This window comes from Arthrobacter oryzae (assembly GCF_003634095.1).
In the GTDB taxonomy this organism is placed as follows: domain Bacteria; phylum Actinomycetota; class Actinomycetes; order Actinomycetales; family Micrococcaceae; genus Arthrobacter; species Arthrobacter oryzae.
Map to the genome: position 1 here is coordinate 17,447 of NZ_RBIR01000006.1, position 23,284 is coordinate 40,730.

The following is a 23,284-nucleotide window of genomic DNA, read 5'->3' on the forward strand; positions in this document are numbered from 1 at the left end:
TTGGCCAGAAGACGTTCTGGGCTCCCCCGGAGACAATCACGGCAACGGCTCCTGCCGGTACCGCCGCGCCGCTGACCGTCTTCAGTGAGAAGCTGAGGACCCTCCACCCCGGGAGCGTCAAGATCAACGTCAAGGGCGAGGGCAGCTTCATGCTGGCCGCCGGACGGCCGGACGACGTCGACGCCTGGGTGGCGAAGACGGCGCACAACACGGTCTCCGGAGTCTCCGACGACGGCAAGTCGTTGCAGCTGACGCACACCGACGGCGAGGCCACCGCGCCGTCGCCCGCCGGATCCGATCTCTGGGTCACCACCGAGAACGCCAACGGTGAGATGAACTACACCTGGGACGCTCCGGCCGACGGCGACTTCTCGCTCTTGCTCGCAACGGACGGCACCAAGCCCGCGCCGAGCTCCATCACGATGACCTTCCCGAACGATACGTCCACGCCGTGGGCCATTCCGTTGATGGTGCTCGGCGGCCTGCTGATCATCGCCGGCGGGGCGCTGCTGGTCCTCAAGCCCAAAGCAGGCAACCGGGGCCCCGGCACCAGAAGCGGAGGCGGCGGCAGCCCGTTCGCCCGCCGCGCGCAGGCGAAGGCCGAGGCGCGCCGCGCCGGCCGGACAGCGCAGGACCCGCCCCTTGGCGTGACGGAATCCGCCGTGACCAGCCCGCAGCCGGCCGCGCCCGAGAACATCGGACCGGAGAACACAGCTCCGGAGAACACTGCGCCCGAGAACTCCGGACCGGAGAAGACCGCGCCCGAGAGCACCGGACCGGAGAACACAGCGCCGGAGAAGACCGCACCGGAAAAGAAGAAGTGGGGCGCCGGCACGATGCGCCGCTCCAGCGTCGTTGTAGCCCTGTTGACGGCAGCGGCCGTTACGGGAACATCGGTGGCGGCCCAGGCTGACCAGACGCCGACCCCGTCGCCGAGCGCCAGCGCCCCGGCCGGCACGGCTTCCGCCTCCACCGGCGCGTCTCCCGGCAGTTCCGCCGCTGACCAGGCGCCCGATTCCCCGGTGCTGCTGGATGCCCAGTTCCGCCGCGTCCTGGAACAGGTTGCCGGTGTGGTTGACGCCGGTGACGCGGCAAAGGACGCCGCCAAGCTCGCGCCGCGCGTGGCGAAGTCCGAGCTTGAGGTGCGCAAGCAGAATTACAAGATCCGGTCGCAGGTCGGCTCCTATGAGGCCCGCATGCCGGTCCGCGCAACCAAGCTGCTGACCACCGTGGTTACCAACAAACGCAGCTGGCCGCGCTCGGTCATGGCCGTGACGCAGGGCGACGGCAACGTCGTCCCGCAGCTGCTCACCCTGACCCAGGAGTCCGCGCGGGAGAACTACAAGCTCGTCAGCAGCACGCCGCTGCAGCCGGGGGCGACGTTCCCGGCGATCGGGCGGGCCGGCACGGAGACCCTCGCGTCCGCGGACAAGTCCGGCCTGCTGTACAGCGGCGACGAAGCGCTCGCCGGCCTGGGCGACCGCCTCACGTCGGCCAACTCCTCGTTCAAGGACAAGCTGGTCGAGGGCAAGTCCTCCCCGTACATCGCGGACACCCTCGCGTACCAGGCCGACGTGGTCAAGTCGGGCGTCAACGGTAACTTTGCCTTCACCCACAAGGTGGCACCCGGTAACACCGTCGTGTTCCGCACGGCCGACGGCGGCGCCCTGGTCCTGGGCCGGCTGGACTTCGCCTTCGACGGCACCCCGAAGTCCTCCGGCGACAAGCTCTCGATCGGCGACGACGCCGCAGCCCTCGCCGGCGGCAAGGAGACCAGCACGGGCATGGTGCTGAACTTCGCCGAGTCGGTGGCAGTCTATGTTCCGCCCGCAGGCTCCAAGGATCCGATGAAGCTGGTGGCCGCGACCCGCGGCTTGGTCGGGGCGTCTTTCAAGTAACCACGGCTTTTGGGTAGCTGCTGAAGGGCGGCCGCAGTGGCGCCGGGCCGGTCTTCAGTGGCTAGAGTGGAGCTATGACTACGCCAGCTTCCCGACCGGTCCCGCCAGTTGCCGCCAACCCGCTGAACCTGCGCGGCGCCGTCGATCTTTCCGCCTTGAAACAGCGGCCGGCGCCGTCCGTCTCCGGTCCTGCCGCCCCGGGTGCCCCTGCCGCCCCGGGTGCCCCTGCGGCACCGGGGGGCGGCGCCGCCGAACACCCAACCCGGCCGTTGCGAGTGGACGTGACCGAAGGGAACTTCCAGGAGCTCGTGGAGCTCTCCGCCCAGGTTCCCGTGGTGATCGCCCTCTGGGCCTCTTACTCACCGGGCTCCGGCCAGCTGGTGGACGTCCTTGAAGACATCGTCGAGAGCTACGACGGCCAGTTGGTGCTCGGCGCCGCGGACATCGATGTCTTCCCGCAGCTCGCCCAGGCCTTCCAGGTCGACGCCGTTCCGACCGCCGTCGCGGTGGTCAAGGGACAGCCCGTTCCGCTCTTCCAGGGCGGGGCGGAGGAACAGCAAATCCGCAGCCTGTTCGATGAACTTCTCAAGGTCGCGGCCGCGAACGGAGTGACCGGGCGGATCGGAGCCGGCGGTCCCGGAAACGGGGAACCGGAGGCGCCGCCCCTGCCGCCGCTGCATCAGGCGGCGTACGACGCGATCGAGGCGGGCCATTACGGGGCCGCCGCCGCAGCCTACCGGCAAGCCCTGAACGAGATGCCCAGCGACGCCGAGGCCAAGGCCGGGCTGGCGCAGGTGGAACTTATGGAACGGCTGCAGTCCCTCTCCGGGCCCGAGTCCGACGCCCTCCGCCGGCTCGCGGCCGACGAACCGGACAACCTCGATGCCCAGCTCGGCGTCGCGGACCTGGACATCGCCGGCGGCCACATCGAGGACGGCCTGGGCCGGATCGTGGCGTTCATCGGCCGTAACTTCGGTCCGGAACGGGAGACTGCCCGGGTCCGTCTGCTGGAACTGTTCGACGTCGTGGGCACCGGTGACCAGCGCGTCGCTAAGGCACGGCAGGCCCTGGCGCGGGTGCTCTTCTAGTGGGATCCGCGCTTTTCGCGCCGCTGGACCTGAGGTCCCTGCGGCTGCAGCACCGCGGCTGGGTGTCTCCCATGTGCCAGTACAGCTGTGAGCCCGGCACAGGCGAGGGAGTGCCCACCGACTGGCACCTCATGCACCTGGGTTCCTTCGCCACCGGGGGAGCGGCCCTCATCCTCACCGAAGCCAACTCGGTCAACGCTGCCGGCAGGATCAGCCCCCGCGACGCGGGCATCTACAACGAGGACCAGGCCGCGGCCTGGGAACGCATCACCTCCTTCGTGCACCGCCACGGCACCGCGGACACCAAGATCGGCACCCAGCTGGCGCATGCCGGCCGGAAGGCGTCCTCCTACTGGCCGTTCTCGGGCAAGACCGGCAGCGTGCCGGCGGCCGACGGCGGCTGGGACACCGTGGGCCCCGGCACGGGAGCCTTCGACGGCTACGCACCGCCCTCGGCCATGACCGAGGCGCAGATCCAGGGCGTGATCGCCGATTTCGCCGCCGCCGCCGTGCGGGCCGTCGGGGCAGGGTTCGACACGATCGAACTCCACGGCGCCCACGGCTACCTGCTGCACCAGTTCCAAAGCCCGCTCGTCAACGACCGCACGGACCGCTGGGGCGGGGACGAGGCGGGCCGGAACCGGCTGACGCTGGCCGTGGTGGACGCCGTCCGGGCCGTCATCCCCGACTCCATGCCCCTCCTGCTCCGGATCTCCGCCTCCGACTGGGCGCCCGGCGGCATTGACGCCGAGGCGTCGGTCCGGATGGCCAGCGCCGCCGCAGAGCACGGGGTGGACCTGGTGGATGTTTCCAGCGGCGGGGCCGTTGCCCACCAGCAGATTCCGATCGGCCCCGGCTACCAGACCGGGTTCTCCGCCCGGATCCGGCGCGAAACCGGGGTCAAAACCGGCACAGTGGGTCTGCTGACCTCGGCCGGGCAGGCCGAGCACGCCGTGGCCACCGGCCAGGCCGACGGCGTGTTCATTGCCCGGGCAGCCCTCCGGGATCCGCACTGGTGGCTGCGGGCAGCGTTCGAGCTCGGCCACGACCTGGCCTGGCCGCCGCAGTACGAGCGCGCCATACCCCGCCACTCGTTCTAACGGACCCGTACGCCTTGCGGACTATCCTTTTCGCGCGCGGGGCCGGTTAGTCTAGCGTCATGACTTCCCAGCCCCCTGCTCGGCAGGCACAACCAGCTCGGCAGGCACAACCAGCCCAGCAGGGACAACCAGCCCCGTCCGGCCCGTTTGCACCGCAGGCCTCTGCCCCGCAGGTCCCTGCGCTGTCCCTGCGCGGGCTCGCCAAGCGCTTCGGTGACAAAATCGCCGTCGACGGCATCAGCCTGGACGTCCCGGCCGGATCCTTCTACGGGGTGGTGGGCCCCAACGGCGCCGGCAAGACCACCACGCTGTCCATGGCGACGGGCCTGCTGCGCCCCGATTTCGGTACCGCGCTGGTCCACGGCGTCGACGTCTGGCAGCATCCGCTGCAGGCCAAGAAGCTGATGGGCATCCTGCCCGACGGCGTCCGGCTGTTCGACCGCCTGAGCGGCGAGCAGCTGGTCACCTACGCCGGGCTGCTACGCGGGATGGACCGGGACACGGTGGCCTCGCGCGTCGCGGAGCTGCTCGCGGCGCTGGACCTGAGCGAGGACGCCGGCACGCTGGTGGTGGACTACTCCGCCGGGATGAGCAAGAAGATCGCGCTGGCCTCGGCCCTGATCCACGCGCCGCGGCTCCTGGTCCTGGACGAACCCTTCGAATCCGTGGACCCCGTCTCCGCGGCGAACATCCGCGACATCCTTGACCGCTACGTCATTTCGGGCGGCACGGTCATCGTCTCAAGCCACGTCATGGACCTGGTCCAGCGCATGTGCGACCACGTCGCCGTCGTCGCCGGCGGCAGGGTGCTGGCGGCCGGCACGGTGGGGGACGTCCGCGCCGGGGCAAGCCTGGAGGACCGGTTCGTGCAGCTGGTGGGCGGCCGGAACCATGCGGAAGGGCTGGAATGGTTGCGCACCTTCTGAGGCTCAAGCTGACCCTGCTGCGCAACAGCGTCCGGCGCAGCCCCTGGCAGCTGGTGGGTCTTGGCATCGGCTCCCTGTACGCCCTGGGCATTGTCGGTCTCTGCGTGGCCGGGCTGCTGTTCCTCCGCAGCCAGGAGATTGAACTCGCCCAGACCGTGGTGGTCCTGGGCGGCGCGGCAGCACTCCTGGGCTGGGCGATCATCCCGGTGGCGGTCTCCGCCGCGGACATGACCCTGGACCCCGCCCGCTTCACCACCTTCGCCGTGCCCATGCCGCAGCTGTTGGCGGGCCTGGCCCTGGGCGGGCTGATCGGCATTCCGGGGCTGGCCACCACGGTGGTCGCGCTCGCCACAGTGGGGACCTGGTCCCGCAGCGTGCCTGCCGCGGCCGGCGCGCTCCTGGGTGCCGTGCTGGGTGTGCTGAGCTGCGTGGTGCTGTCCAAGGTGGTGACCACAGCAACGGCGGGCCTGGCAAGCTCCCGGCGCTTCAAGGACATCAGCGCCGTCGCATTCCTCATCCCGCTCGTGCTCACCGGCCCCATCGTGGCCGGCATTGCGAGGGGCATCTCCGGCTCGGGCGACTTCCCGGCCGCCCTGGCCCGGACATTGTCCTGGACACCGGCCGGTGCGGCCTTCGCGCTCGGCGGCGAGCTGGCCGCCGGCAATTACGCGGCGGCTGCCGTGAAATTCCTGGTCGCGGCGGCCACCCTGGCCGGGCTCGCCCTGGCATGGAAGGCGCTGCTCCGGCGGGCCCTCGTGACCCCGCCCTACGCCGGGACGTCCAAACGGCGGGCCGGCGGCCCCGGCCTGTTCCGGATCTTCCCGGCCACGCCCGCCGCGGCCGTCGCGGCGAGGTCGCTGTACTACTGGCTGCGCGATCCCCGCTACGCCGGCGCGCTCGTGGTGGTTCCCCTGCTGCCGGTGCTGTTCCTGTTCCAGGGCAGCCAAAGCGGGTTCTACGGCCCGTTCCAGTTCGTGGGACCGCTGACGGCGTTCCTCCTGGCCTGGTCCATCTCCACGGACGTCTCCTATGACAGCACCGCGTTCGCCCTGCACGTGGCCGCCGGCGTGCGCGGCGCCGACGACCGGCTCGGCCGGGCGGCAGCGTGCCTGAGCTTCGCCCTGCCTGTGGTGCTCCTCTTCAGCATCGGACCCTTCTTCTTCACGGGGGCGTGGGACAGGCTGCCCGGAGTGCTCGGGCTCTCGCTCGGCGTGCTCTTCAGCGGGCTTGGCCTGGCCTCCGTGATTTCGGCGCGCTACACCGTGAGCGTCCCACTGCCCGGGGACAGCCCGTTCAAGAAGCCCCCGGGCAACGTGGCCCAGACCCTCGCCGTGCAGTTCGGCGGCATGGCCGTCCTCATGGTCCTCGTGGCGCCCGAGGTGGGGCTCGTGGCCGCGCAGTTCATCACTTCCAGCCCCGTGCCGGGCTGGATCGCGCTGGTGCTCGGACCCGTACTGGGCCTGACGCTCTTCGCCGCGGGCGTCCGGACCGGGGGAGCCTGGCTCGACCGGCGGGCGCCCGAGCTGCTGGCACAACTGGCCGTCAACCGCTGACGGGTGCATGCTGGGAGTGCGCAGACCCGAACGCCAGGTGAGCCAGGTAATAAAGGCAGGGACCATGGAAATTGTCATCCTTCCCGGCAGCAAACAGATCGCAACGCTGGCAGCGGATGCGGTGGAGGCCCTTCTGCGCCGCAAGCCCGACGCCGTCCTGGGCGTGGCGACGGGCTCCACACCGGTGCCGGTCTATGCCGAGCTGGCCCTGCGGCACAAGCGCGACGGCCTGGACTTCAGCCGGGCCCGGGCCTTCGCGCTGGACGAATACGCCGGCCTCCCGGCGGGCCACCCCCAGTCCTACCGCGAGGTGATCACGCGCGAATTCACCGCACTAGTGAACATCAGCCCGGCCAACGTTCACGTGCCCGACGGCGCGGCGGCGGACATCCCCGCGGCCTGCCAGGAGTATGAAGACGCCATCCGCGACGCTGGGGGAGTGGACCTGCAGCTGCTCGGCGTCGGAACGGACGGTCACATCGGGTTCAACGAGCCTGGCTCATCCCTGGCCTCCCGGACGCGGATCAAGACCCTGATCGAGCAGACACGCCGGGACAACGCGCGTTTTTTCGGCAGCCTTGCCGACGTTCCCCATCACGTCCTGACCCAAGGGCTGGGCACCATCCTGGACGCCCGCCACGTCATCCTGATTGCCACGGGCGCCCAGAAGGCCCAGGCGGTCCGGGACCTCGCCGAGGGCCCCGTCGCGGCCATCTGCGCCGCCTCCGTGCTGCAGCTGCACCGGCACGCCACCGTCCTCGTCGACGAGGCGGCGGCGTCCTCCCTCCGGCTGGCCGATTACTACCGCCACAGCTATGACCACAAACCCGCCTGGCAGGGCCTGTAGGCACCGCTTTCGCCCCTGCCCGGCACCGCCGTCGGCCTCCAACAGGTCCGGCGGCACGCATCCAACGGCTAAGATGGGTGTCATGACTAGCATGACCGATCCTCTCGAAAACGACCCGATGCGTGAGCTCTCCGGAGCCGGGACGTCGACGGCCACGATCGAGCGCGAGGAACTGCGCCAGGAAGTGGAGCCCGGTGACCGGGAGCGCTTCTCGCACTACGTGCGCAAGGAAAAGATCATGGAATCCGCGTTGACCGGTGAACCCGTCATCGCGCTCTGCGGCAAGGTCTGGACGCCGGGCCGGGATCCGCAGAAGTTCCCGGTCTGTCCCGAGTGCAAGGAAGTTTACGAGGGCCTGCGCCCCGGAGGCGACGGCGGCAAGGGCTCCGGCGACAAGTAAACGGAGCCAATAACGGCCCCGCACTTGGTCCGTTCGCCGTTGACCTGCGCCCTCTCGTGGTGTCGCCCGACGACGTCGTTGTGGTCCGGCGCCTGAACCCGGGGCCTGATTTCGGTCCCTGGCTTCGGCGCCTGAGTACCTTGTCTTATAGCTGTACCGGTACCGTGTCTTAGTACCGCGGCTTAGTGCTGTGTTCCTCGGTGGCGGTGCGTCGATGCGCCGCCACGGTTATTCTGTTCCCCTGCTTTCCGGTCCCTGCTGTCCGGTTTCCGCCTAACGGTCCATCCGAAAAGATTGGTGTTTTTGTGCTTAATTGGCTTTCTCCGTCGGCTGCAGCCATGCGCGGATGGAGGGCGCCCCGGTGACAGAGACACTTTTCGGCGGACCCACGCTGCCCCCCGCATATCCCGAGCGGGCCGCCTGGGGCACCGCCCCGAAGCTGCGCGCCTGGCAGCAGGAGGCGCTGGACAGCTACTTCAGCACCCAGCCCAAGGATTTCCTTGCCGTCGCCACCCCCGGCGCCGGCAAGACCACCTTCGCGCTGCGGGTGGCGTCCATGCTCATCGAGGCCGGCGTGGTCAACCGCGTGACCATCGTGGCGCCCACCGACCACCTGAAGCGACAGTGGGCCGACGCGGCCGCCCGGGTGGGCATCGCGATCGATCCGAACTTCAAGAACGCCGACGGCCAGCACGGCCGCGGGTTCATCGGCGTCGCCGTGACGTACGCGCAGGTGGCCAGCAAGCCCATGCTGCACCGGGCCAAGACCGAGGCCGCCCGCACGCTGGTGATCCTGGACGAGATCCACCACGGCGGCGAGGCGCTGTCCTGGGGCGACGGCCTGCGCGAGGCGTTCGACCCCGCGGCCCGCCGGCTGTCCCTGACCGGCACCCCTTTCCGCTCTGACACGTCGCCCATCCCGTTTGTGGAGTACACCGAGGACCGCGACGGCATCCGGCGCTCCAAGGCCGACTACACCTACGGCTACGGCAAGGCCCTGCGGGACCACGTGGTCCGCCCGGTCATGTTCATGGCCTATTCCGGCCAGATGCGCTGGCGCACGAGTGCCGGCGACGAAATGGCAGCCTCGCTCGGCGAGTCGGCCGTCACGAAGGACATCACGTCGCAGGCGTGGCGGACCGCGCTGAACCCGGCCGGCGAATGGATCCCCGCGGTCCTCGCCGGGGCGGACAAGCGTCTCAGCGAGGTCCGGCGCAGCGTCCCCGATGCCGGCGGCCTGGTCATTGCTACCGACCACGAGGACGCCCGCGCCTACGCCGGGCAGCTGAAGCGGATCACCGGCGAATCGCCCACCGTCATCCTCTCCGACGACGCCAAGGCCTCCAGCAAGATCGAGGAGTTCACCGCCAGCGAGAAGCGCTGGATGGTGGCCGTACGGATGGTCTCCGAAGGCGTGGACGTTCCGCGCCTGTCGGTCGGGGTCTATGCGACCTCGACGTCCACCCCGCTGTTCTTCGCCCAGGCCGTGGGCCGCTTCGTGCGTGCCCGTAAGCGCGGCGAGACGGCGTCGGTCTTCCTGCCCTCGGTGCCGCAGCTGATGGCGCTGGCCAACTCCATGGAGGCCGAGCGCGACCACGCCCTGGACCGCCCGGAGAAGGAAGACAGCGACGGGCTGTTCAACCCCGAGGACTCGCTCATGGACGAGGCCAACCGCGAGGAAAAGGCCTCCGATTCACTCATGAAGGGAAAGTTCGAGGCCCTCGACTCCCAGGCGTCCTTCGACCGCGTGCTCTTCGACGGCGGCGAGTTCGGCACCGGCGGCGAGGTGGGCTCGGAGGATGAGCTCGACTTCCTCGGAATCCCCGGACTGCTTGACGCCGACCAGGTCGGCACGCTGCTGCGCCAGCGCCAGCACGATCAGCTCAACCGCAAGAACAGGCGCGCCCCGCAGGCGGCGGCACCCGAGGCGGCGGCCACCGCCGTCCCCGACCACCGGATGCTCATGGACCTGCGCACCGAACTGGCCAAGAACGTCGCGGCGTGGTCCGCCCGGACCGGGACCCCGCACGGGGTGATCCACACCAAACTCCGCACCGTCTGTGGGGGACCGCCCGTCGCCCAGGCCAACGAGGAGCAGCTGCAGACCCGTCTGCGGAAGCTGCAGGACTGGTTCATCGGCCGGAAGTAGCCGCCGGCACAACGGCGTTTGGTGACCGGCGCCGGAATGCCACACAGGAAAGGGACCCGGCGAGTTCACGACCCGCCTGGTCCCTTTCCTGTGTGCGCGGTTTCCGGTGCGGCCCTACTGGCCGCCGCTGCCGCAAATCTGGCCGTAGGTCTGGCCCGCCTGCGTGTAGCCGGCCTTCATGTTGGCGAGCTTGGCCGTGTCCGGGTTGGGCTTGGCCGACTCGTCGAAGTACTCGATGATGGTCTGCAGCGGAGCCCGGAGGTCATCGGATGCCGCCGCCTTGATGGGCCGGAGCTGGTTGGCCACGCGGGTCATGCCGGCCTTGTCCGACGTGGCTGACTGGGCGGAGACCACGGTCTTGACCCGGGCGCAGGTTTCCGCATTGCTCAGCTGCGGCGAGGCCGAACAGCCGGCGGCGCCAAGGAGCGCTCCGGCGGCAATGAGAACGGTCAGGGTCTTCTTCATGGTGTACTCCGGGGTTTTACGTGTCGGTCAAAATGGCAAGACTGGCGGTACGGCAAGGATTTCGAGTCTACTGCCGCGGCGGCCTCAAAGGACATCGACGCCGCCAAGCTCCATCTCTGCCACGGCGTCGTCGAGGTCTTCGGCGATTCCCACCGTCAAACCGCGCAGCACCGTCACGGAGTAGCCGGCCTGGACGGCATCCAGGGCGGTCGCCTTGACGCAGTAGTCCGTGGCGATCCCCACCACCACGATATCCTCGACGTCGTGGCTCTGCAGCCAGTCATCGAGTCCGATCGCATCCTCGCCGGCGGCGGCACCTTCCGCGTCCTCGGCGTCGGACCCGGCGTCGGATCCGGCGACAGGCATGGCGCCGGGCTTCCGGTCGCCGGTGGGGACGTCGTCGTCAGGGGCCAGGAGGCCTTCAAACCCGGAGTACGCCGCGGCGAACCGGCCCTTGCGGAAGTACGCCTGGATGTACTCGGGATCCAGATCGGGGTGCAGCTCGGCCCCGCGGGTTCGCGCCACGCAATGCGGCGGCCAGCTCTCCACAAAGTCGGGCTCGTCCGAGAAATGCGCTCCCGGATCGATGTGCCAGTCCTGGGTGGCCACGATGTGGTCGAACTGGCCGTGGTGCGCGTCAACGTATTCGCTGATCTCGCCGGCGAGGGCGGCGCCGCCGACGACGGGCAGGGCACCGCCCTCACAGAAATCGTTTTGGACGTCAACGATGATCAGGGCGCGGGACATTTAGTCCTCCTCGTAGATGGTGGGGATGGCAGCCTCGCCGCGCTGCAGCCGGTTCACTACCGCGGGGAGCTCCTTCATGGTCTCCGCGTGGCGCCGGCGGGCGCGCTGGACGCCCTCCGATCCGGTCCACCCGGGCAGGAGCTCGCCGTTCTTGACGAACTGCTGCAGCAGCGGGCGGTCGTTGCCGTCGTCCTCCGGGTGATGGCCGACGCCCACGATCTCGGCGGTGGCTGTTCCGCGCTCGTTGAGCTTGCGCAGCGCGTACTTGCGGCCGCCCTTGCTGGCCTTGTTCTTGGCGGCCTTGGCGACCGGGCTGAACTCGCCGGAATCGTCGGTGCGGCTGACGAGCTTGTAGACCATGCTCGCCGTCGGGGCGCCGGAACCGGTCACCAGCGAGGTGCCCACGCCGTAAGAGTCCACCGGCGCGGACTGCAGGGCCGCGATGGCGAATTCGTCGAGATCGGAGGTCACCACAATCTTCGTGCGGTCATTGCCGAGCTCGTCGAGCAACTGCCGGACCCACTGGGCCTGGGCCACCAGATCACCGGAGTCCAGCCTGACGGCGCCCAGCCGGTCGCCGGCGAGGTCGACGGCGGTGCGGACGGCCGTTTCGACGTCGTACGTGTCCACCAGGAGCGAGGTTTCCGGTCCGAAGGCGGCAATCTGGGCCTCGAAGGCCTCCCGCTCGGTGTCATGCAGCAGGGTGAAGGAATGGGCGGCCGTGCCCACCGTCTTCAGCCCGTAGCGCAATCCGGCCTCCAGGTTGGAGGTGCTGTCGAACCCGGCGATGACCGCGGCCCGGGCTGCAGCAACGGCTGACTCCTCGTGGGTGCGCCGGGACCCCATCTCGATGCACGGGCGGCTTCCGGCCGCGGAGATCATCCGGGAGGCGGCCGAGGCGATCGCGCAGTCATGGTTGAGCACGGAGAGCAGGTACGTCTCCAGGATGCAGGCCTCGGCAAACGTGGACTCCACGATCAGTACCGGGGAGTTCGGGAAGTACGCTTCACCCTCCGGATACCCCCAGATGTCGCCGGAGAAGCTGTAATCGGCCAGGTACTCGAGCGTCTGGTCGTTGACCACTTTGGTGCGGCGCAGGTAGTCCAGCTCCTGTTCGCCGAAGCGGAAGTTCGTGATGCCCTCCAGCAGGCGGCCGGTGCCGGCCACGATCCCGTAGCGCCGCCCGTCCGGAAGCCGCCGGGCAAAGGCCTCGAAGACCGATTTCCGGTGCGCGGCGCCGGACTGCAAAGCACCCTGCAGCATGGTCAACTCGTAGTGGTCGGTGTACAGGGACGTGCGGGGACGGTCCCAGCCAGCTGAGGTACTCACAAATTCACTCTAGTCCCCACCGGCTCCCTCGTCTCGCTTCGCTTCCCCGTGGGGCCCTCGCCGGCGTGGGCCCACCCACCGGCTCCCTCGTCTCGCTTCGCTTCGCCGTGGGGCCCTCGCCGGCGTGGGCCCACCCACCGGCTCCCTCGTCTCGCTTCGCTTCGCCGTGGGGCCCTCGCCGGCGTGGGCCCAGCATCCCCATAGAATGGACAGATGACCCTCAGCGTTGCCCTCGGCCCGGACACACGGGAGAGCACCCAGACAGGAACAGCGACGTCCACCGACGTCCTGACCGCCCCGGACATCCCATGGAACCTCGTGATCTGGAACGATCCCGTGAACCTGATGAGCTACGTCAGCTACGTTTTCCGCAGCTATTTCGGGTACTCGGAGACCAAGGCCAACAAGCTCATGATGGAGGTCCACAAGAAGGGCCGCTCGATCGTGGCGCACGGCAGCAAGGAACAGGTGGAGCAGCACGCCGTAGCCATGCACGGCTACGGCCTCTGGGCGACGGTGGAAAAAGCCACCGGCGGCAACGGGAGCGGCTCGGGCAAAGGCAAAGGAAAACGTGGCTAAGGCATTCAAATACGGGCACAAGGGCATCCGAGGCCATCTGGAGCCGGCAGAGCGGGAACTGCTGCGCAGCTTGTTTGACGACGTCATCTCCATGCTCGAGCCCGAGGAACGCGCCGACGAGGATCCGCTGGCCGCCCTGGTCGGCCTGGACACCAAGGCCCGCGAGCCCTCGGACCGCGCCCTGCGCCGGCTGCTGCCGAATGTGATGAAGAACGACGACGCCGCCTCCCTGGAGTTCCGCCGCTACACCGAGCGGTCGCTGCGCGAAGGCAAGATCGGTGCGCTGAAGGCTGCCGCCTTGAGCCTGGACCGGGAGGACCTCGTGCTGGCCCCGGCCGACGCGAGGCACTGGGCCACCGCGCTCAACGACGTCCGGCTGGTGCTGGCCGAACGCCTCGACATCCGCGACGACGCCGACGCCGACAACGTCCACCTTATGCAGGACTGGTCCGAGGCCGAGGATGTCGAAAGCTACCTCGCCCTCGTGTACAACTTCACCACCTGGCTGCAGGAGTCACTGGTCCAGGCCATGGTGCACTCCCTGGATGCCCGGCGCTAAGCGCGGGGATGTGACTTAGGAGACACGAGTTGCGCGCCACAATGTGATGGCCGGGCCGCTGGCGTTGTCCTATCCTCGAATAATCATGACTTCAGCATCAAGTACGGAACCGGCAGCGGCTGCTGCGGACACCCCAGCGAGCAGCACCGCAACCGTCCCGGCGGGCGCCGGACCGGCATCGGGTCTGGGATCGCGGCCCATTGGGGTCTTCGATTCCGGCGTCGGCGGCCTCACCGTGGCCCGGTCGATCATCGACCAGCTGCCCAACGAATCCATCCTCTACGTCGGCGACACCGCGCACGGCCCCTACGGGCCGCTTCCCATCGCCGAAGTCCGCGCGAATGCCCTCGGCGTCATGGACGAGCTCGTGGATTCCGGCGTGAAGCTGCTGACCATTGCCTGCAACTCCGCCTCCGCCGCCGTGCTCCGCGACGCCCGCGAACGCTACACGGCCCGGTACGGGATTCCCGTGATCGAAGTCATCCAGCCGGCGGTCCGGCGCGCCGTCGCGGCCACGCGCACGGGCAGGGTGGGCGTGATCGGCACCTCGGCCACGGTGGGCTCGCGCGCCTACGAGGACACCTTCGCGGCGGCCCCGGACCTGGAGATCACCTCCGTGGCCTGCCCGGCGTTCGTGGCCTACGTGGAGGCCGGCATCACCACCGGGCCGGAGCTGCTCGCCGTCGCCCGGGAGTACCTGGCGCCGCTCATAGCCGCCGGGGTGGACACCGTGGTGCTCGGCTGCACCCACTACCCCCTGCTCACCGGCGTGATCTCCTTCGTCATGGGCGAGGACGTCACGCTGGTCTCCAGCGCCGAGGAGACGGCAAAGGACGTCTACCGGGCGCTGGCGTCCCGGGGTCTGGAACGTACGGACGCCGCGGCACCGGAGCACAACTTCATCGCCACCGGCGACGCCGCCCAGTTTGAGCACCTCGCCCGGCGGTTCCTTGGCCCCGAGGTCCTCAGCGTCCGCCACGTGGACCACGTCGCGGCGCAGTACCCCACCGGCAGCCTCGCCCGGATCACCCCGGAGATGATCGCCGCCGCCCAGTCCGCCGCCGCGCAGGCCGGTGCGGGCAGGCCGCGGATCTCCAACTTCGTGGGCGGATCCGCGGGCGGGGGAGCACGGCTGTGAGGCTGACCATCGTGGGCTGTACCGGGTCGTTCCCGGGGCCCGGCTCACCGGCGTCGTGCTATCTGCTGACCGCCACCGACGGCGAGCGGACCTGGAAGATCGTCCTGGACATCGGCAGCGGGGCGCTCGGCGCCATCCAGCGCTACACGGACCTGGAGGACATCGACGCCATCTTCCTCACCCACCTGCACCCGGACCATTGCATGGACCTGTGCGGCTTGCACGTTGCCGTGCGCTGGAAGCCCGGCGGCTGGGGACGCGGCAGGATTCCGGTGTGGGGCCCCGCCGCGACCGCGGACCGGATGGCCACCGCCTACGGCCTGGACCTGGACCCGGGGATGCACGAGGAATTCGACTTCAGCAACTGGTCCGAGCGCAAGCCGGTGACCATGGGCCCGTTCACGGTCACCCCGTATGCCGTCAACCACCCGGTGGAGGAGGCATACGCGCTCCGCGTGGAGGTCACTGAGCCGGACAAGGACGGCAACCCGGTCACCCGGGTGCTCAGCTATTCGGGCGACACCGACTCCTGCGCCGGCCTGGAGGACGCCGCCCGCGACGCCGACCTCTTCCTTTGCGAGGCGGCTTTCGAGGAAGGCCGCGACGACGGGATCAAGGACGTGCACCTGACCGGGAAGCGGGCAGGGGAGGCCGCCGTCGCCGCGGGCGCGCGGCGGCTGCTGCTGACGCACATTCCCGTCTGGACATCCCCGACCACCGTCATGGCCGAGGCGAAGGAAGTCTTCGGCAAGGACGTGGCCGTCGCCGTCGCCGGCGTGCACTACACCGTTTAACAGCCACCGTTTAGGCCGGAACGTCCGGCCGGAAGTCTCGGGCCCTGCCCGGCGCTGGCCGGGCCGGGGGAGTCGATAAGCTAAAGGCATGACTTCCCAAGCTCCTTCTGTCCCCGTCATCCGCGCCGACGGCCGCGCCACCGACCAGCTGCGTCCGATCAGCATCACCCGCGGCTGGTCCAAGCAGGCCGAAGGATCGGCCCTGATCGAATTCGGCAACACCCGCGTCCTGTGCACGGCCTCCCTGACGGAGGGCGTCCCGCGCTGGCTCAAGGGCGAGGGCCGCGGCTGGGTGACCGCGGAGTACGCCATGCTGCCGCGGGCCACGAACACCCGGTCCGACCGTGAGTCCGTCAAGGGCAAGATCGGCGGCCGCACGCACGAGATCTCCCGGCTGATCGGGCGCTCGCTGCGTTCGATCATCGACACCAAGGCCCTCGGCGAGATCACGATCGTGCTGGACTGCGATGTCCTGCAGGCCGACGGCGGCACCCGCACCGCGGCCATCACCGGCGCCTACGTGGCCCTGGCGGACGCCATCCGCTTTGCCCGCGAGAAGAAGATGATCGCCAAGAACGCCCAGCCGCTCATCGACACCATCGCCGCGGTATCCGTCGGCATCATTGACGGCGTGCCGATGCTCGACCTGCCCTACGTCGAAGACGTGCGGGCAGAGACGGACATGAACGTCGTGGTGACCGGCTCCGGAAAGTTCGTGGAAGTCCAGGGCACCGCCGAGGGCGCGCCCTTCGACCGCGACGAGCTGAACCAGCTGCTCGACCTGGCCCTGCTGGGCACGGAGCAGCTCGCCGCCATCCAGCGCGATACCCTGGCCGAAGCCCCGTGACGGAGGCTCCGGGCGAGGGAGCGCCGGTGGCCGGCAGCTCTGCCGCCGGCGGGCCCGCGCCCCGGCTGGTCCTCGCCACCCACAACAAGGGCAAGCTCCGGGAACTCCGGGAGCTGCTGCGCGGCCAGGTGCCCGGGCTCGACGTCGACACCCAGGTGGTGGACGCCGGCGCCGTCGGTGCCCCCGACGTCGCCGAGACCGGCGTGACCTTCGCCGAAAACTCGCTTCTGAAAGCGCGGGCCGTGGCGGAAGCCACCGGGCTCGTGGCGATCGCCGACGACTCCGGGCTTTCCGTGGACGTGCTGGGAGGCGCACCCGGGATCTTCTCGGCGCGCTGGTCCGGCCGGCACGGCGACGACGCCGCGAACCTGCAGCTGCTGCTGGCCCAGCTGGCCGACGTCCCGGACGGGTACCGCGGGGCCGCATTCGTCTGCGCCGCGGCGCTGGCCGTGCCCGCGTCGCCAGCCGGGGACGGCCGGGAAGTGGTGGAATACGGGCAGCTGGAAGGGGTCCTTCTGCGGGAGCCGCGCGGGGAAGGCGGCTTCGGCTACGACCCCGTGCTGCAGCCCAGCGGGCTGGAGCGCAGCTGCGCCGAGCTTGAGCCCGAGGAGAAGAACGCCATCAGCCACCGGGGCCACGCGTTCCGGGCGCTGCTTCCGGCCATCGTCGAGGCCCTGGCCGGGACGTAGGCCGCCGGAGCACGCCCTGTGCCTGACGCAAGGAAGGCGCCCCACACGGTGGGGCGCCTTCCTTGTTTAAAGCGTCTATCGCGCTGTCACGGCAGCACTGCGCTGTGGGGTCCTGCGCTGTGGGGTTCTGCGCTAGGGGGTCCGGCGCTCTTCTTCGGGCTCGTGCTCTTCAATGAACTCTTCCACGACGTCCGTGCCGTACTTCGCGGCCTGCCGCTTCGCGATGCCGCCGCGGACGACCTCGATGGCGATCGGGATCACGGAGACCAGCACGATGGCAATGAAGATGATGTCGAGGTTGTCCTTGACCCACGGCACGGTGTCCCCGAGCGCGTAGCCGAGCAGGGTGACCCCGCCGCCCCACAGCACCGCGCCGATCACGTTGTAGGTGAAGAACTTGCGCTTGCTCATCTGTGCCACGCCCACGATGACCGGGACGAAGGTGCGGATGATCGGCACGAAACGCGCCAGGATGAGAGCCTTGCCGCCGTGCTTTTCGAAGAAGGCATGGGCATTCTCCACGTTTTCACGCTTGAACAACTTCGAATTTGGCCTGTTGAACAAGGCGGGTCCGGCCGCGGAACCAATCAGGTAGCCGACCTGGTTGCCGACGATGGCGGCGAGGATGATGAGGGCGGTCAGAATCCAGATGTTGACCTGGATGGTGCCGGTGGCCACGAGCAGACCGGCCGTGAACAGCATGGAGTCCCCGGGCATGAAGAAGCCGATTAGCAGCCCGGTTTCGGCAAAGATGATGCCGCAGATCAGCAGGACAACCCAAGGTGCGAAGGCCGGATTCGCCAGGAAAACCTGCGGGTTGAGCCAGTCGGGCAGTAAGGAGGCCAGGTGGGGCTGCACGGGGCCGGCACCGCCGAGGGCGGACACGGCGAGGTCGCTCATTGCTATTGGGTTCACCAGTTAAGGGTACTTGACCCCCCTCCGTGCGGGAGGTCCCGCCGTCGGGCGCTAAAGTTGAGCCGTGGGTTTGGACTTTACGGCGATCGACTTTGAGACCGCGAACGGCTTCCGCGGTTCACCGTGCGCCGTTGGCCTGAGCAAGGTCCGCGGCGGCGTCGTCGTAGAGGAGGCCTCCTGGCTCATGCGGCCGCCGGAAAACCACGACACCTTCGATTTCCACAACGTCCGGATCCACGGCATCCGGTCGGAGCAGGTGGCTGGCCTGCCGCGCTTCGGTGAGCTGTTCCCGGAGATCGGGGCGTTCATTGGCGGGGACGTGCTGGCGGCCCATAACGCGGCGTTCGATCTCGGCGTGATCCGCTCCGGCCTGGAAGTGTCCGGCCTGCCCGGCCCCGCCTACGATTACGTCTGCACGGTCATGCTGTCGCGGCGCTGCTACTCCCTGGTGTCCAATTCGCTGCCGTACGCCGCCGAGGAGGCCGGCGTTCCGCTGGTCAATCACCACGACGCGGCCGAGGACGCGCGTGCCTGTGCCGGCATCCTGATCGACATCGCCGGCCGCAACGGGGCCGCGAGCATTGCGGAACTCCATCTGTCGCTGGGCCTGGCGGTGTCGCACCAGCCGGCCTTCGATCCCCGGCGCGACCCGTTGTCCAAGGCCACCCTGGCCGCGCTGGAGGCGCTGGCCGGGGGAGCCGCAGCGGCGGCGCCGGGCCGTTCATTCGGTGCCGGCTGGCCGGAGGAGGGCGCCAACCCTGCCCCCAATGCCGCTGCCAGCCCCGGCCACCCGTTGTTCGGTCAGACCGTCGTCTTCACCGGCGAACTGGCCATTCCCCGCCCCGAGGCCAAGATCCGCTCGGCCGAGCTGGGCGCCCGGACCGAAAGCCGGGTGACTGCCCGCACCACGGTGCTGGTGGTGGGTGACGGCTTTGTGGCCGCGGACCTGCGCTCCGGCCGGCTCACCGGCAAGGCGCGCCGGGTCCTGGAGCTGCACGAACGCGGGCGGCGGATCGAAGTGCTGTCCGAAGGGGAGTTCCTGCAGATGGTCGGCGGGCACGTGGCCGCCACCCCCGCCTGAACCGGGACCCTCCGGCAGTCACACGGCGCAACAATCATTCCGGCTATGGCGCACGCGCTCGTAGCCTTGACTGATGAGCAAACTGACGCATGCACCGACTCCCGCCGTGGCGTCCAAGCGCGGAATCGACTGGCGGCGGGTGTTCGCGTTCCCGAATCCGGTGAACGAGTACTCCGCCCGCATCACGGCCGCCCTGGTGGTGGCGCTCTCCGCAGTGACACTGCTCACCGGTTTCGGCTGGGGGCTCGCCGTCATTGCGGCGGGGTTCTGGCTGCGCGTGCTGTTCGGTCCGCGGATCTCGCCGCTGGCCCAGCTCTCCGTCAAGGTCCTGACGCCCTGGCTCGGACGGACCCGCCTCGTTCCCGGTCCGCCCAAGCGGTTTGCCCAGGGGATCGGCGCCGCCGTGTCCACGGCCGCGGCGGTGCTGCTGGCAGCGGGCCTGGCGCCGGCGGCGTGGGTCCTCCTTTCCGTGCTGATCGCGGCCGCATCGTTGGAGGCGTTCGCCGGGTTCTGCCTCGGCTGCACCGTTTTCGGCTTCCTGCAGCGCCGCGGGCTGATCCCCGAGGACGTCTGCGAAGCCTGCAACAACATCTCGCTCCGGCGCGCCTGAGCCTCGCCTGAGACCGGACGCCCGCGTGCCTGTTTCCCGCTGACCGGCCGTGCTACGAGCCGGTGACGGCGGCCAGCCGTGACGCCATGCCGCGGATGACCTCCGGCGCCTCCAGCGCAGCAAGCCAGCCGGCCGGCAGGCACTGCTCGCCGTAGTAGGCGCCCAGGATGTTGCCCGCGATTGACGCGGTCGAGTCGCTGTCCCCGCTGTGGTTCACCGCGACGGCGATCGCCGCGCGGAAGTGGGCCTCAGGCCCGGCAGTTCCGGCCGTGCTAGCCTCCCCGGCTGAAGCTGAAGCTGAAGCTGAACCTGAACCCGCGCCGGCCGCTGTCTCCGTCCCGCGGGCCGGCTGCCCTTCCGATTCCGGGAGGGTGGCGAGCACCGCGTAGAGGGCGACCGCGAGGGCCTCCTCCGCCACCCATCCCTCGCCGAGCTGGCTGACCAGGGCCTCGGGACTGAGCACGCCGCCGGCCGTGGGGGCGTCGCCGGCCAGCCGAAGGACGGCCTCCAGCCGTGCCACCAGATCCGGATCCGGATCCTCACCCTTCCGCAGGACGCCGCCGCGCAGGCGCCCGAGGGCCGACTCCGTGGCTTCGCGCAGCCCCGCGCCGGAAGCCAGGGCGTGGATGACCAGGCTGAAAACCCCGGCGCCCTGGCGGGCCGCGGGGTGGCCGTGGGTCAGGGACGCGGCATCGGCACTGAGCTTGTAGACCGTATCGGGTTCGATGTGCGGGATCAGGCCGAACGGCGCCGAGCGCATCACGGTGCCGCAGCCCTTCGACTCGGGGTTGACGGGCCGCTGGACCGTGCCCATCTCGCCAGTGGCGAGTCCGGTCAGGCATGCGTTCCCGGGTGCACGGCGGTTTTTCAGGACGTCCTGGCCGTCGATCCACCGCGGCGGCTGGGCCGGGGCGGACGGCGGCGCCGCCTCGCCCTGGGTGCCCAGCCAGCGCAAGTACGCGAGCCACAGGCACGCGTTGATGTCCGCGGCCACACCGTCATTGGCCCATTCCAGCGCCTCAAGGAGGCCGTCTGCCGTGTACAGCGTCATTTGCGTGTCGTCCGAAAACGGGGTGCCGGCGTCGAGCGCGGAGAAATCCTGCAGGCCCGCGGGTCCGAACCGGGCCCTGATCGCGGCGATGTCGTCGAATTCGACGGCATAGCCGAGCGCATCGCCGAGCGCACCGCCCAGGAGGCAGCCGTGGATCCGCGAGCCGTGCGCGGGGGTGCCTGACGGGCCGGGTGCTGGGGCTGGTGCGGGGGCGGTGCCGGGCTCGTTGCTCATGTCCTCAAATTTACCCGCCACGGCCCGTCGCGACCCAATGCCGGCGTTCACGTGCCGCCGTTCCCGGGCCGCGGTTCCCGGACGGGGTTTCCGGGCGCGGGTGCCCCGCCGGTATTGCCCGCTGCTATTGCCGTGCCGCGGGCAGGTGGCACGGAACGCCGGTAGGGTGCTGTTAGGACCCCTCCAGCGGTCAGGTGGAGCACCCGCGGGCGGCGCATGAGCCGGGCCGGGCAAGCCGAATAGAAGGAATCGAATGCGCGAACCAGCGTGGCGGAAGACCGGGATCACGCCCGACTACAGATTTTCCCTTGCCAACGAACGGACGTTCCTGGCCTGGATCCGCACGTCGCTGGCCCTGATTGCCGGTGCGCTTGCGATCGACCAGCTGGCCCCCGAGATCGCGCCCGCACCGGTGCGGATCGTCTTGTGCGTCATCCTCGCGTTCCTGGGTGCAGGACTGGCCGTCCTGTCCTACCACCGCTGGGGACTCATGGAGGCGGCCATGCGGCACAACCGGGAGCTGCCTTTTTCCTGGCTGATGCTGGTGATGACGATCGGCGTCGCGGCCGCAGCACTGGTGTTCGCTGTGCTGATCCTGGTGGTGCGGTGAGCCCTGACGCGGCCCGGGATCCCGGGCTGCAGCCTGAGCGGACGTCACTGGCCTGGCGCCGGACCCTGCTGGCCCTCGTCGTCGCGGACCTGCTGATCTGGCGCAGCTGGGCGCTCGCCGCGTCCCGGGGCGCTGGGGGTCCCGTTGACTATCTCGGGATCTGCGCGCTGGTCGCCGGGGCGGCCACCGTGATCCTTGGCCTGTGCGTGCTGGTCCGGGGGCGGGAACTCCGGCAGTCCTCGGCGGCGCCGCCGGCAGTGCTCCTGCGCTGGGCTGCCTCCGCCGTGGTGGCACTTGCGGCCAGCGCCGTAGCTGCGGTGGCGCTGGGACGCTGAACCGGGACACACTTTGGGGACGTTGAACCGGGACACGCTGCCACGGGCAGAACTTCGACCACTGCCGGGGGCCGCAGCAGGCCGTCGGGCCGGCGCCTGGGGCGGTCCACCTTGGCCGGGAAATCGGCACCACGCCGTGGAGCCGCAATCCAGCGAACATCCAGACTTCGCTGGCAGACTGCAGGCGAAGCTACACTCCGGCGGGGTAATGCCACGTCCGGACCACCACCCGGCGGCGGGCCTGCCATGGGGCAACTGCAGCCCGCAGGCGCGCCGCCACCAGCAAAGGAACTCCTCACTATGACTCTGCTTGCGCCAGCCCCCGACACCGCGGGCGTCCAGCCCGCCAGCGACGATTCGGCCCGGCCCGGACTCGTGGCCCGGCTGGCCGCCGAGGCATTCGGGACCCTGCTGGTCGTGGTGGCGGGGTTGGGCGTGCTGCTGTTCACGCTTCCGCAGTCCAATCCCCTCCCCGCAGCCCTGGCCGCGGGCGTGGCTCTGACCGCGGCCATGCTGGCGGTCGGCTACGTTTCGGGCGGACACTTCAACCCCGCCATCACCGTGGGCAACGCCATCGCCGGGCGGATGCGGCTCACCGACGCCGCGGCTTACATCGGCGCGCAGCTTGTGGGCGCCGTGCTTGGCGCCGTCGCCCTATTCGGCGTCCTGCGCACCGTACCGAAAATCGATGACTCCCAGGCCGCGTTCGCCACCGTCACGGCCGGGTTTGGAGAACACTCGATCATCCAGGTGCCCCTGGCCGGCGTCCTGCTCGTGGAGGTCCTGGGTACGGCCCTGCTCGTAGCCGTCTTCCTCGCCACGACGGCGCGCCGGAACCCCGCCAAGGCCGCTGCCCCCTTCGCGGTCGGCCTGACGGCGGCGATGCTCCTGCAGCTGGGGCAGGCGATCGGCAATGTTCCGTTCAACCCGGCCCGGGCCACGGCATCGGCCATCTTCAGCGGCCCGGATGCGCTGGGGCAGCTGTGGCTGTTCTGGGTGGCACCCGTGGTGGGCGCGGCCATCGCCGGACTGGTTTTCCGCGGCTTCGCCCAGTCGGTTGCCCGGCCGGCTTCTCCTGCAAATGCCGGACCGGCAAGCCGGTCCAGGGCTGACACGGCCGCCGACACGGAGTCGGTCCATGAGGAGGCGCACAAGCAGGAACTCACGGCTGCACGGGCGGGCAGGGACGCGGCAGCGTCGACTGACCCGGAGCCCGCCGCGGCTGAGCCGGCGGGCGCCGCGCGTAGGGGCGAGGACACGGCCTCCGGCGAGGACGAGGCGCGCAGTTTCTTCGACCGCAAGGGCGGCAAGTAACCGCCGTCACCCTTCCGGGGTGGTGG

The 23,284-nt window shown here is 69.8% G+C and carries 25 protein-coding genes; 19 read left to right on the forward strand and 6 right to left on the reverse strand.

Translation table 11 applies throughout. From position 1 onward, the window contains the following. Positions 1-337: 337 nt before the first annotated feature. Positions 338-973 carry a pentapeptide repeat-containing protein gene (locus tag C8D78_RS20130; protein WP_425266704.1) on the reverse strand — a complete coding sequence of 212 codons (636 nt, stop codon included), beginning with the start codon at positions 971-973 and terminating at the stop codon, positions 338-340. A gap of 49 nt (positions 974-1,022) precedes the next feature. On the opposite strand from C8D78_RS20130, the gene C8D78_RS20135 reads away from it, so the two are divergent. The 8 genes from C8D78_RS20135 to C8D78_RS13725 all read left to right on the forward strand — a co-directional run bounded on the left by C8D78_RS20135 (position 1,023) and on the right by C8D78_RS13725 (position 9,961). Further along, on the forward strand, positions 1,023-1,898 hold the full coding sequence (locus tag C8D78_RS20135) for a DUF8094 domain-containing protein (protein WP_425266705.1): 876 nt from the start codon (positions 1,023-1,025) through the stop codon (positions 1,896-1,898). Positions 1,899-1,972: 74 nt separating this feature from the next. Beyond that, positions 1,973-2,986, forward strand: coding sequence for a tetratricopeptide repeat protein (locus C8D78_RS13695; protein ID WP_120954433.1), 1,014 nt, complete (start codon positions 1,973-1,975; stop codon positions 2,984-2,986). Further along, positions 2,986-4,086: an NADH:flavin oxidoreductase/NADH oxidase gene (locus tag C8D78_RS13700; protein ID WP_120954434.1), complete on the forward strand. Its 1,101-nt coding sequence runs from the start codon at positions 2,986-2,988 to the stop codon at positions 4,084-4,086. The genes C8D78_RS13695 and C8D78_RS13700 overlap by 1 nt, the downstream gene beginning before the upstream one ends. A 59-nt stretch (positions 4,087-4,145) precedes the next feature. Beyond that, on the forward strand, positions 4,146-5,012 hold the full coding sequence (locus C8D78_RS13705) for an ABC transporter ATP-binding protein (protein WP_244208404.1): 867 nt from the start codon (positions 4,146-4,148) through the stop codon (positions 5,010-5,012). Beyond that, positions 4,994-6,565: a transporter gene (locus C8D78_RS13710; protein ID WP_120954435.1), complete on the forward strand. Its 1,572-nt coding sequence runs from the start codon at positions 4,994-4,996 to the stop codon at positions 6,563-6,565. Before C8D78_RS13705 ends, C8D78_RS13710 begins: the two co-directional genes overlap by 19 nt. 64 nt (positions 6,566-6,629) lie before the next feature. Beyond that, positions 6,630-7,412, forward strand: a complete 783-nt coding sequence (gene nagB, locus C8D78_RS13715) for a glucosamine-6-phosphate deaminase (protein ID WP_120954436.1) — start codon at positions 6,630-6,632, stop codon at positions 7,410-7,412. Positions 7,413-7,494: 82 nt separating this feature from the next. Then, on the forward strand, positions 7,495-7,812 hold the full coding sequence (locus tag C8D78_RS13720) for a DUF3039 domain-containing protein (RefSeq protein WP_425266706.1): 318 nt from the start codon (positions 7,495-7,497) through the stop codon (positions 7,810-7,812). A 361-nt stretch (positions 7,813-8,173) separates the two neighbouring features. Further along, positions 8,174-9,961 carry a DEAD/DEAH box helicase gene (locus tag C8D78_RS13725; RefSeq protein ID WP_120954438.1) on the forward strand — a complete coding sequence of 596 codons (1,788 nt, stop codon included), beginning with the start codon at positions 8,174-8,176 and terminating at the stop codon, positions 9,959-9,961. 114 nt (positions 9,962-10,075) lie between these two features. Here the strand turns inward: C8D78_RS13725 and C8D78_RS13730 are convergent, their stop codons facing one another. The 3 genes from C8D78_RS13730 to C8D78_RS13740 all read right to left on the reverse strand — a co-directional run bounded on the left by C8D78_RS13730 (position 10,076) and on the right by C8D78_RS13740 (position 12,502). After that, positions 10,076-10,426 carry a hypothetical protein gene (locus tag C8D78_RS13730; RefSeq protein ID WP_120954439.1) on the reverse strand — a complete coding sequence of 117 codons (351 nt, stop codon included), beginning with the start codon at positions 10,424-10,426 and terminating at the stop codon, positions 10,076-10,078. A gap of 84 nt (positions 10,427-10,510) precedes the next feature. Further along, positions 10,511-11,173, reverse strand: coding sequence for an isochorismatase family protein (locus tag C8D78_RS13735; protein WP_120954440.1), 663 nt, complete (start codon positions 11,171-11,173; stop codon positions 10,511-10,513). Further along, the gene (locus C8D78_RS13740; RefSeq protein ID WP_244208405.1) at positions 11,174-12,502 is read right to left on the reverse strand and encodes a nicotinate phosphoribosyltransferase; all 1,329 of its coding nucleotides are present in this window, start codon (positions 12,500-12,502) and stop codon (positions 11,174-11,176) included. A 213-nt stretch (positions 12,503-12,715) separates the two neighbouring features. On the opposite strand from C8D78_RS13740, the gene clpS reads away from it, so the two are divergent. The 6 genes from clpS (at position 12,716) to rdgB (ending at position 17,108) form a co-directional block, all read left to right on the forward strand. Then, on the forward strand, positions 12,716-13,081 hold the full coding sequence (clpS, locus tag C8D78_RS13745; protein ID WP_120954441.1) for an ATP-dependent Clp protease adapter ClpS: 366 nt from the start codon (positions 12,716-12,718) through the stop codon (positions 13,079-13,081). Next, a complete protein-coding gene (locus tag C8D78_RS13750) occupies positions 13,074-13,640 on the forward strand; it encodes a DUF2017 domain-containing protein (protein WP_120954442.1) in 567 nt (188 codons plus the stop codon). The genes clpS and C8D78_RS13750 overlap by 8 nt, the downstream gene beginning before the upstream one ends. An 85-nt stretch (positions 13,641-13,725) precedes the next feature. Beyond that, entirely contained in the window at positions 13,726-14,778 is a 1,053-nt protein-coding gene (murI, locus tag C8D78_RS13755; protein ID WP_244208406.1) for a glutamate racemase, read from the forward strand. Beyond that, positions 14,775-15,572 (forward strand): MBL fold metallo-hydrolase, encoded by a 798-nt coding sequence (locus C8D78_RS13760; protein ID WP_120954444.1) that lies wholly within the window; start codon positions 14,775-14,777, stop codon positions 15,570-15,572. The genes murI and C8D78_RS13760 overlap by 4 nt, the downstream gene beginning before the upstream one ends. 88 nt (positions 15,573-15,660) lie before the next feature. Further along, entirely contained in the window at positions 15,661-16,419 is a 759-nt protein-coding gene (rph, locus tag C8D78_RS13765) for a ribonuclease PH (protein ID WP_120954445.1), read from the forward strand. A gap of 26 nt (positions 16,420-16,445) precedes the next feature. Continuing rightward, on the forward strand, positions 16,446-17,108 hold the full coding sequence (gene rdgB / locus C8D78_RS13770; RefSeq protein ID WP_120954446.1) for an RdgB/HAM1 family non-canonical purine NTP pyrophosphatase: 663 nt from the start codon (positions 16,446-16,448) through the stop codon (positions 17,106-17,108). Between the two features lie 132 nt (positions 17,109-17,240). On the opposite strand, the gene C8D78_RS13775 is transcribed toward rdgB, so the two are convergent. After that, positions 17,241-18,008, reverse strand: coding sequence for a VTT domain-containing protein (locus tag C8D78_RS13775; protein ID WP_120954447.1), 768 nt, complete (start codon positions 18,006-18,008; stop codon positions 17,241-17,243). A 79-nt stretch (positions 18,009-18,087) separates the two neighbouring features. Here C8D78_RS13775 and C8D78_RS13780 point away from each other — a divergent pair, with 79 nt between their 5' ends. Both C8D78_RS13780 and C8D78_RS13785 read left to right on the forward strand, forming a co-directional pair. Next, a complete protein-coding gene (locus tag C8D78_RS13780) occupies positions 18,088-19,104 on the forward strand; it encodes a 3'-5' exonuclease (protein WP_120954448.1) in 1,017 nt (338 codons plus the stop codon). 73 nt (positions 19,105-19,177) lie between these two features. After that, positions 19,178-19,714 carry a DUF4395 domain-containing protein gene (locus tag C8D78_RS13785; RefSeq protein ID WP_244208407.1) on the forward strand — a complete coding sequence of 179 codons (537 nt, stop codon included), beginning with the start codon at positions 19,178-19,180 and terminating at the stop codon, positions 19,712-19,714. A 52-nt stretch (positions 19,715-19,766) separates the two neighbouring features. On the opposite strand, the gene C8D78_RS13790 is transcribed toward C8D78_RS13785, so the two are convergent. Next, on the reverse strand, positions 19,767-20,999 hold the full coding sequence (locus tag C8D78_RS13790) for an ADP-ribosylglycohydrolase family protein (protein ID WP_120954449.1): 1,233 nt from the start codon (positions 20,997-20,999) through the stop codon (positions 19,767-19,769). Positions 21,000-21,252: 253 nt separating this feature from the next. Here C8D78_RS13790 and C8D78_RS13795 point away from each other — a divergent pair, with 253 nt between their 5' ends. From C8D78_RS13795 to C8D78_RS13805, 3 genes are all read left to right on the forward strand, one after another. Then, positions 21,253-21,609, forward strand: a complete 357-nt coding sequence (locus tag C8D78_RS13795; protein ID WP_120954450.1) for a YidH family protein — start codon at positions 21,253-21,255, stop codon at positions 21,607-21,609. Continuing rightward, the gene (locus tag C8D78_RS13800; protein ID WP_120954451.1) at positions 21,606-21,944 is read left to right on the forward strand and encodes a DUF202 domain-containing protein; all 339 of its coding nucleotides are present in this window, start codon (positions 21,606-21,608) and stop codon (positions 21,942-21,944) included. The genes C8D78_RS13795 and C8D78_RS13800 overlap by 4 nt, the downstream gene beginning before the upstream one ends. A 300-nt stretch (positions 21,945-22,244) precedes the next feature. Further along, positions 22,245-23,258 carry an MIP/aquaporin family protein gene (locus tag C8D78_RS13805; protein WP_120954452.1) on the forward strand — a complete coding sequence of 338 codons (1,014 nt, stop codon included), beginning with the start codon at positions 22,245-22,247 and terminating at the stop codon, positions 23,256-23,258. Positions 23,259-23,284: the final 26 nt, after the last annotated feature.

What these genes read in the sequence shown, in the direction of transcription:
- clpS (WP_120954441.1), top strand. Translation starts at nt 12,716, where the DNA reads ATGACCCTCAGCGTTGCCCTCGGCCCGGACACACGGGAGAGCACCCAG.
- C8D78_RS13775 (WP_120954447.1), bottom strand. Translation starts at nt 18,008, where the DNA reads ATGAGCGACCTCGCCGTGTCCGCCCTCGGCGGTGCCGGCCCCGTGCAG.
- C8D78_RS13795 (WP_120954450.1), top strand. Translation starts at nt 21,253, where the DNA reads ATGCGCGAACCAGCGTGGCGGAAGACCGGGATCACGCCCGACTACAGA.
- rph (WP_120954445.1), top strand. Translation starts at nt 15,661, where the DNA reads ATGACTTCCCAAGCTCCTTCTGTCCCCGTCATCCGCGCCGACGGCCGC.
- nagB (WP_120954436.1), top strand. Translation starts at nt 6,630, where the DNA reads ATGGAAATTGTCATCCTTCCCGGCAGCAAACAGATCGCAACGCTGGCA.
- C8D78_RS13730 (WP_120954439.1), bottom strand. Translation starts at nt 10,426, where the DNA reads ATGAAGAAGACCCTGACCGTTCTCATTGCCGCCGGAGCGCTCCTTGGC.
- C8D78_RS13785 (WP_244208407.1), top strand. Translation starts at nt 19,178, where the DNA reads ATGAGCAAACTGACGCATGCACCGACTCCCGCCGTGGCGTCCAAGCGC.
- C8D78_RS13720 (WP_425266706.1), top strand. Translation starts at nt 7,495, where the DNA reads ATGACTAGCATGACCGATCCTCTCGAAAACGACCCGATGCGTGAGCTC.
- C8D78_RS13805 (WP_120954452.1), top strand. Translation starts at nt 22,245, where the DNA reads ATGACTCTGCTTGCGCCAGCCCCCGACACCGCGGGCGTCCAGCCCGCC.
- C8D78_RS13705 (WP_244208404.1), top strand. Translation starts at nt 4,146, where the DNA reads ATGACTTCCCAGCCCCCTGCTCGGCAGGCACAACCAGCTCGGCAGGCA.
- C8D78_RS13790 (WP_120954449.1), bottom strand. Translation starts at nt 20,999, where the DNA reads ATGAGCAACGAGCCCGGCACCGCCCCCGCACCAGCCCCAGCACCCGGC.
- murI (WP_244208406.1), top strand. Translation starts at nt 13,726, where the DNA reads ATGACTTCAGCATCAAGTACGGAACCGGCAGCGGCTGCTGCGGACACC.
- C8D78_RS13710 (WP_120954435.1), top strand. Translation starts at nt 4,994, where the DNA reads ATGGTTGCGCACCTTCTGAGGCTCAAGCTGACCCTGCTGCGCAACAGC.
- C8D78_RS13735 (WP_120954440.1), bottom strand. Translation starts at nt 11,173, where the DNA reads ATGTCCCGCGCCCTGATCATCGTTGACGTCCAAAACGATTTCTGTGAG.
- C8D78_RS13695 (WP_120954433.1), top strand. Translation starts at nt 1,973, where the DNA reads ATGACTACGCCAGCTTCCCGACCGGTCCCGCCAGTTGCCGCCAACCCG.